The 12,815-nt window shown below is 41.0% G+C and carries 12 protein-coding genes, 1 tRNA gene and 2 pseudogenes; 2 read left to right on the plus strand and 13 right to left on the minus strand.

Going from position 1 to position 12,815, the window contains the following annotated elements; all coding sequences use genetic code 11:
* Positions 1-59: 59 nt before the first annotated feature.
* The 3 genes from nagA to H7U04_RS01115 form a co-directional block, all read right to left on the minus strand.
* Complete coding sequence (nagA, locus tag H7U04_RS01105; protein WP_175062752.1) at positions 60-1,208, minus strand: N-acetylglucosamine-6-phosphate deacetylase; 1,149 nt, start codon at positions 1,206-1,208, stop codon at positions 60-62.
* 84 nt (positions 1,209-1,292) lie between these two features.
* Positions 1,293-2,924: a Na/Pi cotransporter family protein gene (locus H7U04_RS01110; RefSeq protein WP_002890237.1), complete on the minus strand. Its 1,632-nt coding sequence runs from the start codon at positions 2,922-2,924 to the stop codon at positions 1,293-1,295.
* 136 nt (positions 2,925-3,060) lie between these two features.
* Complete coding sequence (locus H7U04_RS01115) at positions 3,061-4,137, minus strand: SH3 domain-containing protein (RefSeq protein WP_060971869.1); 1,077 nt, start codon at positions 4,135-4,137, stop codon at positions 3,061-3,063.
* Positions 4,138-4,362: 225 nt separating this feature from the next.
* Here H7U04_RS01115 and H7U04_RS01120 point away from each other — a divergent pair, with 225 nt between their 5' ends.
* Positions 4,363-4,872, plus strand: a complete 510-nt coding sequence (locus H7U04_RS01120) for a YgjV family protein (RefSeq protein WP_060971870.1) — start codon at positions 4,363-4,365, stop codon at positions 4,870-4,872.
* A 17-nt stretch (positions 4,873-4,889) separates the two neighbouring features.
* Here the strand turns inward: H7U04_RS01120 and H7U04_RS01125 are convergent, their stop codons facing one another.
* The 10 genes and pseudogenes from H7U04_RS01125 to H7U04_RS01170 form a co-directional block, all read right to left on the minus strand.
* On the minus strand, positions 4,890-5,699 hold the full coding sequence (locus tag H7U04_RS01125) for a Cof-type HAD-IIB family hydrolase (protein ID WP_155198060.1): 810 nt from the start codon (positions 5,697-5,699) through the stop codon (positions 4,890-4,892).
* A 164-nt stretch (positions 5,700-5,863) separates the two neighbouring features.
* The gene (locus tag H7U04_RS01130) at positions 5,864-6,442 is read right to left on the minus strand and encodes an HD domain-containing protein (RefSeq protein WP_156685439.1); all 579 of its coding nucleotides are present in this window, start codon (positions 6,440-6,442) and stop codon (positions 5,864-5,866) included.
* 16 nt (positions 6,443-6,458) lie between these two features.
* Entirely contained in the window at positions 6,459-7,115 is a 657-nt protein-coding gene (locus H7U04_RS01135) for a glucosaminidase domain-containing protein (protein WP_155198059.1), read from the minus strand.
* A 123-nt stretch (positions 7,116-7,238) separates the two neighbouring features.
* Positions 7,239-7,442 (minus strand): annotated as a pseudogene (locus tag H7U04_RS01140) (ammonia permease); the annotation flags it as partial.
* Positions 7,443-7,640: 198 nt separating this feature from the next.
* Entirely contained in the window at positions 7,641-8,507 is an 867-nt protein-coding gene (gene rsmI, locus H7U04_RS01145; RefSeq protein ID WP_002890224.1) for a 16S rRNA (cytidine(1402)-2'-O)-methyltransferase, read from the minus strand.
* A 2-nt stretch (positions 8,508-8,509) separates the two neighbouring features.
* Positions 8,510-8,830 (minus strand): DNA replication initiation control protein YabA, encoded by a 321-nt coding sequence (gene yabA, locus H7U04_RS01150; RefSeq protein WP_002887582.1) that lies wholly within the window; start codon positions 8,828-8,830, stop codon positions 8,510-8,512.
* Complete coding sequence (ricT, locus tag H7U04_RS01155; protein WP_107372644.1) at positions 8,817-9,623, minus strand: regulatory iron-sulfur-containing complex subunit RicT; 807 nt, start codon at positions 9,621-9,623, stop codon at positions 8,817-8,819. The genes yabA and ricT overlap by 14 nt, the downstream gene beginning before the upstream one ends.
* A complete protein-coding gene (locus H7U04_RS01160) occupies positions 9,620-10,495 on the minus strand; it encodes a DNA polymerase III subunit delta' (protein WP_107372642.1) in 876 nt (291 codons plus the stop codon). The genes ricT and H7U04_RS01160 overlap by 4 nt, the downstream gene beginning before the upstream one ends.
* An 8-nt stretch (positions 10,496-10,503) precedes the next feature.
* Entirely contained in the window at positions 10,504-11,133 is a 630-nt protein-coding gene (tmk, locus tag H7U04_RS01165; RefSeq protein ID WP_064524810.1) for a dTMP kinase, read from the minus strand.
* A 144-nt stretch (positions 11,134-11,277) separates the two neighbouring features.
* Positions 11,278-11,350, minus strand: a tRNA-Thr gene (locus tag H7U04_RS01170).
* 208 nt (positions 11,351-11,558) lie between these two features.
* Here H7U04_RS01170 and H7U04_RS01175 point away from each other — a divergent pair.
* Positions 11,559-12,808, plus strand: a pseudogene (locus H7U04_RS01175) (ISL3 family transposase).
* Positions 12,809-12,815: the final 7 nt, after the last annotated feature.

Raw genomic sequence — 12,815 nt, forward strand, 5'->3', positions numbered from 1 at the left:
ACACCTTTGTAAAAATCAATAAAAAACAGCACCTTCATAAGAAAGTGCTACTCATACTCTTATTTTTCCCAACCTTTTCGTCCATCAACAAAGGTTGCTTGTAATTCCAAGGAGTCATCTAATACAATAAAATCAGCTGGTAAACCTGCTTTTAGGCTTCCGCAAGTATTTTCAAGCCCAACCGATTTAGCTGGAACACTAGTGGCCATTTGTAAGGCTTGAGCAACTGTCACAAGTCCCCAATCAACCACATGTTTGACACCGTCTTTAAGTTGTAAGATAGATCCAGCTAGATTACCACCTTCTTTGAGGCGGGCGGTACCATTTTCAACAATAACAGGAAGTTCGCCTAACATATAGTCGCCGTCCGGACAGCCTCCCGCTGACATACAGTCTGTAATTAGGGCAACTCCTTGAGGTGCCTTTTGCTTGATAAGAACCTTACAAGCTGCAGGGACCACGTGATGACCATCTGCAATCAGCTCACCAATAGTTTCTGGACTATCGAAGGCTGCACCAACCATACCTGGCTCACGGTGGGTAAAGCCACGCATCCCGTTGTAGACGTGAACCCAAACGGACGCCCCGGCTTCCACTGCTGCCATGGCTTCTTCATATGTAGCATTGGAATGACCTAGAGCGATTGTCACACCTTGCTTGGTTGCTTCTTGGATAAATTCAGCTACTCCCTCACGTTCAGGAGCAAGGGCCAATTTAATCAGTTTTCCTTGAGCCGCCTCCTGCCATTCCTTCAATTGTTCCACGCTTGGATTGCCCATATACTTAGGATTTTGAGCTCCCTTGTAGGTTTCAGTGAAATAAGGTCCTTCAAAGAAGAGCCCTTGAATTTTGGCACCAGTCTCCTTACCAACCGTATTAGCTGTTGTTTGGCAAATAGCCTTCAACCCTTCAAATGGCGCCGTTAAAGCTGTCGGTAAGAAGGAGGTCACACCTGCTGAAAGCAAGGCTTGACTCATGCCTAGAAGACTTTCCTCAGAATTATCCATGACATCATAACCCACAAATCCATGAATGTGAGTATCTACAAGACCCGGAGAAATCTGATAATCACTGTAATCTAGCACCTCTGCACCTTCTGGTACATTTTCCGTCCAGTCACCAAAACGGCTATCCTCAACCGCTAGGTAGCCACCTTCCTTGATTTTATGTTCAAAATAAAAACGTTTGGCTGAAATATAATAGGTCATAAGACCACCTCTCATCAATTTTCTATGTTTTTAATACGCTTTCATTATAACAAAAAAGCCGAGAAATTTTCTCGACTTTCTCTATTAAATCACACCTTCTGTAACCTTTTCAACAAGGTTAATCGCATGGTCTGCGATACGTGTGTAATGTGAGAGATAATCAACATAGTTGATACCGGCTTGCGCAGTACACTCACCATTGTTAAGACGTTTGGTATGTATTTTACGCAATTGTTTTTCAAGTTTTTCCAACTCTTCATGGCGAAGGATGACTTGACCTGCAAGTACCTTATCGTCATCTACAACAACACGAATACTATCAAGGGCGATACGGTGAGTACGGTTGTAAACATCCGCAAGCTCAGCCTTGGCAGTATCAGAAAATTCAATTCCCTTATTATGAATGTGTTGTGAAAGGTTTGCACTTGCAACTGCAAGGTCACCAATACGCTCCAAGTCACGAACAGAGTCAAGCACACTTGCCAACACTTCATTTTCAGAAACGCTTAGAGATTCGTTAGAGATGTCAATCAAATAAGTTGTTAACTCTTCGTCAATACTATTAACTGCTGTTTCATACTTCTCAACCTTATCGAAGTATTTTTCATCTCCCTTAGCAAAGAAAGCATAGGAAGCTTCCAAAGACTGGATGGCGTACGATGCCAAGTGCACCAATTCTTTCTTAGCATTACCAAGGGCGATAGCTGGTGCTTGTGTGATAAGCAAACGGTCCAAGTAGAGTGCTTCGTACTTGTTAATCTCATCTTCACCAGGAATAATCTTAGTCACAAGGTAAGCCAAGAGTCCGATGAATGGGAATTGAACAATAGTATTTGCGATGTTAAAAGTACCGTGAGCAAAGGCGATAGTCATCTCAGGTGTCAAACCAAGCACAGACTTAAACCATTGAATCAAGGCTGTGAATGGTACCAAGAGAATCAAACACAAGACCGTCCCGATGACGTTGAACAGTACGTGAGCCCCTGCCACACGTTTAGCTGCAATGTTCGAACCAAGAGCAGCTAGAACCGCTGTAATAGTTGTTCCGATATTATCCCCAAAGAGGATTGGAAGGGCACCTTGCAGGTCAAGCAAACCACCTGAATAGAGACTCTGAAGAATACCGATGGTCGCTGCTGACGATTGAATCAACATGGTCAAGCCAGCACCGATGATAACCCCCATGACTGGGCGATCACCCAAGGTTGCCAAGTAGTCCTTAAAGGCTGTAACTGACTTCAAAGGTTCTACCGCATCTCCCATAAGGTTAAGGGCAAAGAAAATTCCCCCTACACCAAACAAGATACGACCTAGGTTATTGAGCTTCTTATTGCTTGTAAAGAAGAGAAGCGCAGCCCCCAGGAAAATCACTGGAAGGGCATAGTCACCAAGCTTGAAACCAATCATGAAGGAAGTTACCGTTGTACCGATATTTGCCCCCATGACAATACCAATAGCCTGACGAAGACTCAAAAGTCCTGCCGAAACCAGACCGACGACAATAACGGTAACCCCTGAACTCGACTGAATCAAGGCCGTCATGACAATACCAATCAAAACCCCTAAAAACGGGTTGCTGGTATACTTATCGATGTAAAAACGCAACTTATCTCCGGCTGCTTGTTGAAGACCATCTCCCATGTACTTGATACTAAAGAGGAAAAGCCCCAAACCACCGAGGAAAGAAAACGCAATATCTTGCCAATTTACTGACACATTTTTGTCCTCATTATTTAAAATTTTTCGGTAAAACCGACCTTTCTATTGTATCTATTTATTAAGGAATTAACAAGACCTTTCCCCAAAATAATAGAAAGATCAGAAGAAAATCTGACCTTTCTAGATATCTCAATTAATCCACTTGAACATAACGGCGAACACCACTATAGCTGATGTAAGAAATCCAACTATGACCATCTTGAATAACCTTCATATCAAAGTTAATCTGATCACCTGCTTCTAAGTAAAATTCAACTGGAGCCTTATCACTAGGAGTATTTTTGACAGCCGTACGTTTGGTAAGCTTGTAGCTGCCAGATTCTGCTATGCCACCATCAATTGGAAGTTGATTGTCAGTAACTGTCACGTCTTTAGGTAGCGTCATATTATCTGATTCTTTTAAGTAGACCTTTGTTCCTCCAGTACTGGTTACTTGAATGGTATCTTGTTCGTAGCTTGGACCAGAAATAGCTGCTTTTTTAGAGACAAAGCTAATATCTCCAACGATACCAGAGGTGTCCCCCCTATCTCTTGAGAGGGTAGCATCATACTTACCTGAGCCCTCTTGATAATCATCTTTCGGGTGTACATAATTATGAACTGTCGCTTGGCCTTGTGCAGTTATATCTCCTACTAGGCTAGTGTTGTCAAAGACCAAACGACTGCCATCACTAGACTTCCAAGTTCCGGCAATACTATCAAACTGACCACGCGCTACCGCACTCACATCCATATCTACAGTGGTCACTTGCATATCCGTTTTAGCTTGAGCTTGGCTGCTAGATTGACTACTTGAAGCTTGACTATCACTTGAGCTCTTTGGCGCTTGGGATTGACTGGCTGAAGACTGACTCTCGTTTGAAGATTTAGGAGCCTGTGACTGACTGCTTGAGGGAACTGATGAACTATTTGAAGATGATGACTGAGTCTGACTACTGCTTGAACTTGGTGCAGAAGACTTTTTACTACTTGGTGCACTTGAAGATTCAGTATTTGAACCAGAAGACTCCTTGACTTTAGCACTAGGCTTGCTGGTCTTACCACTATCTTTATTGGATGATTTAACTCTACTTGATGAGGTCACCTGGCTACTCTTAGGCGTCTTATCTGCTGAACTCGATTCCTTATGGCTGGAACAGGCCGTCAGAAAAGCCATTGAGGAAAGGGTAACCATTGAAAGCACGATTGCTTGGGAAAATTTGTTTTTCATAATCATTTCCTCATTTCTAGTCTTTCATAAAAAGTAAAGATAGGGCCTATATTATAAGGAAACATCAGGTTCTCTCTACTTTTAAGGGAAGAATATCTTCTACACTTTTATTATATCATTTTCTAATGTAAACGCTAACATGTTAGCCTTGTAAATCCTAAAATAGAGATGAAAATATCTTGAATCCTTGTGATATAATAGAGACAAAAAATTGAAAGTTATACCATGACATTCTATCTTCTAGCACAAGTATTCTCAGCCATAGGTGCCCTATGTGTCGCCATATCCTCTTTTGCAAAATCAAAAAATAACATGCTCGTCTGGCAAATTACCGACTATATTTTTACTGCTATTGCCAACCTGCTTCTCGGAGGCTATACCGGTGCTTTAACCATTAGTATTTCCATCATACGTAATAGCCTGATGGTCAAAAAGAAGATGACCAAGACTATCTTGACCATCCTCATCATTATTCAAATCATCGTCGGAACCTATCTCAATCAACTTGGGATTATTGGTTATTTACCTATCATCTCTTCAGTTTCCTATAGCCTAGCTATTGCTGCCACACCAAACCTTCAGTGGCTTCGCTGGGTCATTATTGAAAATATGTTACTTTGGCTAATTTACGATTTGACCATTCAGGCTTACCCAGCTGCCATCACTGATGTCACTATCACACTTACTACTCTCATTGCCATTATCAGAAATCGAAAAACCTTTAGCAAACAATAAAGCTAAAGGTCTTTTTCTTATAGAGCCCAAGTACGAATGGCGTGTGCCACACCTGCCTCGTCATTTGTCAAAGTCACATACTTACACAAAGCCTTAATGCCGTCACTCGCATTACCCATGGCAACGCTTTGACCGACGAATTGAAGCATTTCAAGGTCATTGGCAGCATCGCCTAGAGCCATGATTTGATCTGGGTTAATGTCAAGCTTTTCTGCTAAATGTTTAAGCCCGCTAGCCTTTGTTGCCCCTTGTGGCATGATTTCAAAGATATAGTCTTGACTACGAACTGTACTATAGCTCTGACTAAGTCCATCTTGCACGGCATTTTGGAAGGCGTCCAAAGGTTCAGAATCAGCCATATACATGGCTTGGAAAATCACTTGACCTTCCGCAAAGATTTCTTCCAAACTCCTAGCTTTCGCTTCTGTGAAGACAGTGCTAGCATCATAAGCTACTAACTCAGGCACCTCATCGCCCACAACATAGTAAGTCTTTTCTCCAGTCAAGGTTAGAGCCACCTCTGGAAAATCTTCGCAAGCCTGCAAGAGTTCTTCCATTTCAGGGCGAGATAAACTTTCAGATTGAAGCAAGGTCCAATTTTTAGTTTCATAAGTAGAGCAACCATTGTTCATGATAATGTACTCTTCTTCACTCAGTCCTAATTTCTCAAAATGTGGAAGAATGCCTGAACGTGGGCGTCCTGTACAAAGGACAATTTTGATACCTGCCGCAGCCGCTTCTTGAATAGCCTTGATATTCTCTTCAGGAATCTCTTTTTGGCTATTTAAGAGCGTCCCGTCCATATCTATTGCTATCAATTTAATCATACTATCTAACCTTCTCTCTTTCAAGGGAGTGCAAAAATCCATCGAGGTGTGCATCTCAATTCCTAATGTAACTACCTCCATTATAACACATAAAAATCAAAAAAGACGTGCCGAATCGACACATCATGTTGTCTATAAACCATTCCGTAGGGGGCCTATTGATATTACAAATACAAGCCCTTTTCTACACTTTTCTTAACCAACTCTTCCGTCAGCTTCCATAACTCTTCAGACTCACTTTTTATAAATTTTTTCTTTTCTAATACCATGTCTGAACTAATATTATCTGGATTATAATTACATTCTGACACTTCCAAGTGATTTATTAGTGGTACCAATGCGTCAATGACTCTTGCATATCTTGCCTCAGCACTCTGCCCTTTTTCAAATTCTAGCCAAGATTTTTTCATATTCAAATATTTTTCTTCTGGAAGGATGCTCATTGTTTTTTTAATAGATTCTAGCTCTCTATCATGAGAGTGAACCTTTTTTTTATCGTCAAAAACCCAAGTATCTCCAGCATAAATCTCACCTAGATCATGAATCAGTAACATAGAAATGACCTTTTCCATATTCAATTTTTCAGGATAATAATCTTGAAAAACCATCGCAGCTATCGCACCCTGCCAGGAATGCTCAGCGCTATTTTCAAATCTTCCATCAAGGGTTCTATTAAATCTTGTTACGGACTTCAATTTCTCTATTTCTTTAATAAAATCAACTGTTTTATCTAAATCACTCATTGTCGCTCTCACCTTCCTAATAAGTGTCATAAATGGTTAACTGGTATTGTTCAATGATGCTGTTTAATTTGTCTCCATAGGTTGTATCCGTAGCGTAGACCCCTGTTAGGGCAGCTGTGGCATCCTTATAATTCTTAGTCTTGGAACGGTGTACCCCTACATAGTAGCTGCCCTCAAGGAAGTCTACGTAGTCCTGTAAAGAATTTTCCACAGAGCCATAAGAACGAAAAGCTGCATCAATATAGTAAGGATTGCCCTTACCATCATCCTCCCAGGTTGGTAGGGTTACACTTTGACCATTGTAGTCCCCCTTAATTCCAAAGAAGTTATAGGACGGCTTCTGACTCAAAGTAGATTGTCCAGAGTCAGATTCCAAGATGGCCTGAGCAATCATGACAGATGCATAAAGATCGTTTCTAGCCGCCAAATAGCGGGACGTCTCGCCAATCTCGGCAATAAAAGCAACCGTCGTCTCATCCGTAGATGTCATGTTCTTTTCCATGGTCAACCTTGGAAAATTCAAACTAGCAAGGAGTCCCAATAAGGCAAATAGGCCAATAAAAATCAGACTCCACTTCTGGAAAAATTTAGGAAAGAGCAAGAAAGACTTCTTTTTCTTTTTAGTTTTCTTAGGTCTAGCTTTCGTGTTGCTTTTCTTTTTTCCTTTTGCCAATCGGTCACCCCCTCAATCATACTAACTCCTCTAAGTATATCAAAATTCACTAAAAAAGACCCAAACCAACCGGTTTAAGCCTCCATTATATTAAATGGCGTCTCCACCACGTTCACCAGTACGAATACGGATAGCACTCCAAATTGAAACAAAACCAGCTCCAGGTGTGATTGCAACTAGACCTGCTACCAAACCGGTTGAACCACCAACCAAGGATGGATGTCCTGTGACATGTTTTTCAATTGCCAACCATGAAAACATGGCTGCAGCAGCTGACACATGAGTGGTTATTAGCGCGTGAACCGCCAAACCATTGGCAGCCAAGGCTGGTGTCATCAAACAAACCATGGCAGAACAAATCAATATAAAGGCACTGCTACCTGTATCCATGAAACCACTCCAATGCATAAATTATTTTATGTCAGATAATATAACACAAAATCATGAGACAAACAAGTGTATTTACGGAATTTTTTGATAATTCTTTCTTTTCTAACATCTTGTGTTGCCACAAAAAAGAGCCTCTTAAACCCCATGAAAAAGGTTATAAAGCTCTTGTCTATTCATTTTTCGCTCTTTAGCAACGGTTTTTATAGCCTGATTAGGTTTCATTCCAGAGGCAATTAAAGCTTCTACAGCCTCTACCGGGGTAACATTTGATGTTAGATTTTCTTCCTTATCATTTTCAGAAGCTCCAGCCACAATCAGTAAACATTCACCCTTGAGAGGATTACTAGCAATATAATCTAAAACTTCTGAAATAGATCCTCGTTGGTACTCTTCATAAAGCTTGGTCAATTCTCGAACTAAAGTTACTTGACGGTTCCCATAGACCTCATGCATATTTTCAAGGGTGTCCGCCACACGGTAAGGTGACTCGTAAAAAATCTGTGTCTCAGGATAAGACAGTTTTTCCTTGAAGAAATCAATCTGCTGTCCTTTTTTACGGGGTAGGAAGCCATAAAAAATATGAGGTTGGGGTGCTAAACCACTGGCAATCAAGGCTGTAATACCAGCCGATGCTCCCGGTAAGGCCACCACTGGAATATCCTCAGCAATGGCAGCTTTGACCAAATCATGCCCAGGATCCGAAATAGAAGGCATCCCCGCATCAGAAACCTGAGCCAAAGAAAGACCTGACTTCAAGCGCTCCAGTAAATCTGGAATTTTCTCATAAGCATTGTGCTCATGAAAAGAATACTGCTTGGTTTCAATCTCAAAATGCTTGAGCAAGAGACCCGTATTGCGCGTGTCCTCCGCACAAATAAGATCCACCTCTTTCAGGATTTGCACACTACGAAAAGTCATATCCTGCAAATTCCCAATAGGTGTGGGAACCAGATAGAGGGTACCGTAGCTAGATTGCCCCTTAAAACTCTTTTGAACCTGCATGTTTAGTCTCCGTACAACAATTCTGCACAGAAGCCACAAGCTTCATTATTATCACGACGTTGGCCGTAAAAATCTGGACAAATATGGAATCCATCATCATAAATAGCCTCGAGGTTCACCTTACCATGAGACATTTTAGTCCCTGTCTCCTCTTGAACCACTTGACTCAAGTGCTCACGCAACTTGTCGTTTTCCAACTTGAGGGCCGTATTTTCATCAAGAATCCCTGAGAAGTTCGCCTTAATTGCTTCCACTTCTGCCAACATCGACATCAAATTTTGTGATAATTCCTCGAATTTATCATACAATTCACGCTTTTCCATTTAGCTGAACTTCCTCCACTCCATAAGTTAGGGGCGCACGCCCTTTTTCAAATACAACCTTAATGGTCCCTGCAATTACATCAATGGCAACGACCTGACCTGTGCCATCCTTGGTTTCAATGTCATCACCCAAGTCAGGATAACTAGCCTTGCTATCTCGGTAAAAGTCATCTTCATAACTGAGACAACACATAAGTCGACCACAGACCCCATTCATCTTACCAGAATTCAAAGATAAACTCTGATTTTTAGCCATCTTAATCGATACTGGTGGGAATTCACCCAAAAAACTAGAACAACAAAGTGCCCGTCCACAAGGTCCTAAGCCACCATAGATTTTTGATTCCTCACGACTTGAAATTTGACGCAACTCAATGCGTGTCTTAAAGTAAGAAGCCAGATCTTTGAGCAACTGACGAAAATCTACCCGTTTTTCAGCTACAAAACTGATTAACACATAAGAGCTATTTAGTGGAAAGACAATATCAACCACCTTCATATCTAGCTGATTTTGAGCAATTAAATCAGCCACTACTCCCATACTCTTTTCAGCCTTCAAAAGATTTTCATTATATCTAGCGAAATCTTTCTCTCCTGCCAATCCTTCAACCCGGTTCAAATCCGCAGGCAAACTAAGCTCAGGAAAATCAGTGTTTTCCATGACAACCTGGGCTAGGCGCTTATCTTTTTTCTCCAAAACGACTACAAAGTCATCTTTGGCGTAATTTTTATCAGGAACAACGTATTCAACTGCTCCAGTTTCTTCAAATTTTATTCCAATGACTTCTGTCATGATAATACCATATACTCCATCGCATTTTGAAAGCTGACATTAGCTAGCCACATTTTTCGTGCCTCATAAACTAAGTCTAGCCATCGTCTTGCTTGTGGATTTTGTATATCCTTCCCCAATTGATAAGATAAAAAAGCCCAGACCATCTCTTGTTCCGACTTTTCACTACACTGGACAGCCAGTTTTGCAACGTCCAAATAAAGCAGGTCCTGATTAGATAGCAGGGACTGTGTGAAACGCTCTACTGTATTAATCAGATCAAGAATCTTATTATCTTTAGCTAAATCTAAAGCCTGAACATCATCTTTGGCAAAATCCGCCAACACTTTGGCTTGTGTCAACAACAAGCCTTCCTTCTGCAGCAATTCTTCCAGATAAGCCCGATTCTTAGGAAAATAAAAGAGTTGAGCTCGACTTTTAATCGTCGGTAACATACGACTATCATCAGCTGTCAAAAGAAAAATATAAATCTGACTTTGAGGTTCTTCAATAAACTTTAATAGACTATTGGCAGCATTGACATGCATCTTATCTGCATCACGAATGATAAACACCTGAGCCTGCCCCTCAAAACTCGATTGACTAAACTCTCTGGTCAACTGACGAATCGTGTCCGTCTTAATAATCTGTCCTTGTGGCTCTACTAATTTAACATCAGAAAAGTCCCCCTGTGCAATCAAGCGACAGGGACGACAATGACCACAAGGTAGACTATTCTCAGGAGTCACACAAAATCGACTCTGTGCTAGCCAAATAGCCATGTCGAGACTTCCAAAATCACCCGAAAACAAATAAGCATGACTCAAACGATTTTCCCTGATAATTTGTGAAAACTCTTCAAATAGTTTGCTTTGACTTTCAGCTAACTTCATCTTGCTCCTTATAAATAGCCTTTAATTACTTTCCAAGCGTCCTCTACAACATCTTCAAAAGCCTGTGAGGCATCGATTAGCTTGATACGTTCTGGTTCAGCCTGTGCTAAATCTAAATAACCTTGACGTACACGCTGATGCAAGTCAAGCTTCTCTAAATCCAACCGATTGACTTCACGTTCACCGCTGGCTGCAATGCGGGCCAAACCAGTCTCAGAATCCACATCAAACAATAGAGTCACATCAGGTTTATGCCCATCAGTCGCATAGGCATTTAACCAGGCAATCTCATCCTGATTCAAGCCACGACCAGTACCTTGATAAGCAACTGATGAATCAATAAAACGATCCATGATGACCATGTTGCCTTTTTCAAGCTCTGGTAAGACCTTCTCAACCAGATGTTGACGGCGAGCCGCAATATAGAGCAAGAGCTCTGTCTTAGCATCCATAGCCGTATTATCCACATCCAAAATAACCTCTCGGATTTGCTCTGCAATAGCCACTCCGCCTGGTTCACGTGTCGTCACGACTTGATCTGGATAAACCTCTCTTAAACGAGGCAAAAGAGCCTCCAAAACTGTAGTCTTTCCAGCACCGTCTGGCCCTTCAATTGAGATTAATAACCCTTTTGACATGATACTTCCTTCTGATTTTTTTCATCTTCTATTTTATCAAATTTTAGCTTAAAAGCACAATCTCAATTGAAATATAGGTTATCTAAAAGGATAAGAAAAAAGATTCCTAAAAATCTCTTTTTACTATCTTAATACTTCTGACCATGCCGATTGCAGGTTTCGAACCTGTGACCTACGCGTTACGAGTGCGTTGCTCTACCAACTGAGCTAAATCGGCTGACACAGTCATTCTAGCACTATGTCCTAAAAAGTCAAGTTCTGTATGAAATTTAGAAAAAAGAACTTGGACGAACCAAGCTCTTTCGGCTCTATAATTTCTGTAGTGGGTAAAACCACTGTAGAGATTATAGAGCTTTTTGAGTGTACACAAAAAGTCCCATAAGAACTATAATGAAAAGCGACCAAACTATCATTAGGAAGAACTTATGAGACTTATTAAGAATACCACAGAATTAATCGGAATTAAAGACCAAAATATCAAGATTTCACTTGTTTTTGAAACTAACACTCATATCGAGATTCAAGCAAAACTTGATTACCCTGCACCATCATGTCCTCATTGCCATGGAAAGATGATCAAGTACGACTTTCAAAAGCCTTCTAAAATCCCTCTTCTCGAGCAAGCGGGAACTTCAACACTACTACGTCTGAAGAAACGTCGCTTCCAGTGTAAAAATTGTAGGAGAGTCACGGTAGCTAAGACATCAATCGTTGAGAAAAACTGCCAAATCTCCAATCTAGTCCGGCAAAAGGTTGCACAACTTCTAACTGAGAAGGTATCACTAACGGATATTGCCAGAAGACTTCGTGTGTCGACATCCACTGTCTATCGTAAGCTTGACCAGTTTACTTTCAAGGAGCATTATGACAAGCTCCCAGCTGTTATGTCTTGGGATGAGTTTGGGTTCAAGAAAGGTGAACTCGCTTTTGTGGCGCAAAACTATGAGACCAACAAACTCATAACCATTCTTGATAATCGCCGTCAAACCACGATTCGAAACCACTTTTTAAAGTACCCATTGAAAGTTCGACAAAAGGTACAGTTTATTACAATGGATATGTCAGGAGCCTATATCCCACTAGCTCGCAGACTTTTCCCAAACGCCGAAATCATTATTGATCGTTTCCACATCATCCAGCACCTTGGTCGAGCCTTTTTAAAGACAAGGATTGCCATTATGAACCAGTTTGATAAGAAATCACTCCCCTACCGAGCCTTGAAAAATCACTGGCGACTCTTCCAAAAGGACAGCCGTAAGTTATCTTGTAAATCATTTCACTCGAAGACCTTTGGTCAAACCTTAAGTCCACATGAAGTCGTTAGGAAGACACTAGACTTTTCAGAAGAACTCGCTAATTATTATAACCTCTATCAGCTGTTGCTGTTTCACTTTCAAGAGAAGAGGGTAGATGAGTTTTTTGAGCTCATAGAGGAGAATATAAGCAAGGTCAATCATTACTTCAAAACTGTCTTTAGGACCTTCCTTAGACACAAACCATACATCAAAAACGCACTAGAAACACATTACTCAAATGCAAAATTGGAGGGGACCAATAAGCTTATCAAAGACATCAAACGTCTGGGCTTCGGTTTTAGAAACTTTATTAACTTTAGGAAGCGTGTTTTCATCACTCTGAACATACAAAAAGAGAAAACCTATCAGGTTCTCTCTAGATGTTAG

It is taken from the genome of Streptococcus sp. 22.1 (genome assembly GCF_016648645.1).
In the GTDB taxonomy this organism is placed as follows: domain Bacteria; phylum Bacillota; class Bacilli; order Lactobacillales; family Streptococcaceae; genus Streptococcus.

Excerpts from the sequence above, each read along its gene's own strand:
- tmk (WP_064524810.1), bottom strand. The coding sequence starts at position 11,133 with ATGTCAAAAGGGTTATTAATCTCAATTGAAGGGCCAGACGGTGCTGGA.
- H7U04_RS01160 (WP_107372642.1), bottom strand. The coding sequence starts at position 10,495 with ATGAAGTTAGCTGAAAGTCAAAGCAAACTATTTGAAGAGTTTTCACAA.
- yabA (WP_002887582.1), bottom strand. The coding sequence starts at position 8,830 with ATGGAAAAGCGTGAATTGTATGATAAATTCGAGGAATTATCACAAAAT.
- ricT (WP_107372644.1), bottom strand. The coding sequence starts at position 9,623 with ATGACAGAAGTCATTGGAATAAAATTTGAAGAAACTGGAGCAGTTGAA.
- H7U04_RS01130 (WP_156685439.1), bottom strand. The coding sequence starts at position 6,442 with ATGAGTGATTTAGATAAAACAGTTGATTTTATTAAAGAAATAGAGAAA.
- nagA (WP_175062752.1), bottom strand. The coding sequence starts at position 1,208 with ATGACCTATTATATTTCAGCCAAACGTTTTTATTTTGAACATAAAATC.
- H7U04_RS01115 (WP_060971869.1), bottom strand. The coding sequence starts at position 4,137 with ATGAAAAACAAATTTTCCCAAGCAATCGTGCTTTCAATGGTTACCCTT.
- H7U04_RS01120 (WP_060971870.1), top strand. The coding sequence starts at position 4,363 with ATGACATTCTATCTTCTAGCACAAGTATTCTCAGCCATAGGTGCCCTA.
- rsmI (WP_002890224.1), bottom strand. The coding sequence starts at position 8,507 with ATGCAGGTTCAAAAGAGTTTTAAGGGGCAATCTAGCTACGGTACCCTC.
- H7U04_RS01125 (WP_155198060.1), bottom strand. The coding sequence starts at position 5,699 with ATGATTAAATTGATAGCAATAGATATGGACGGGACGCTCTTAAATAGC.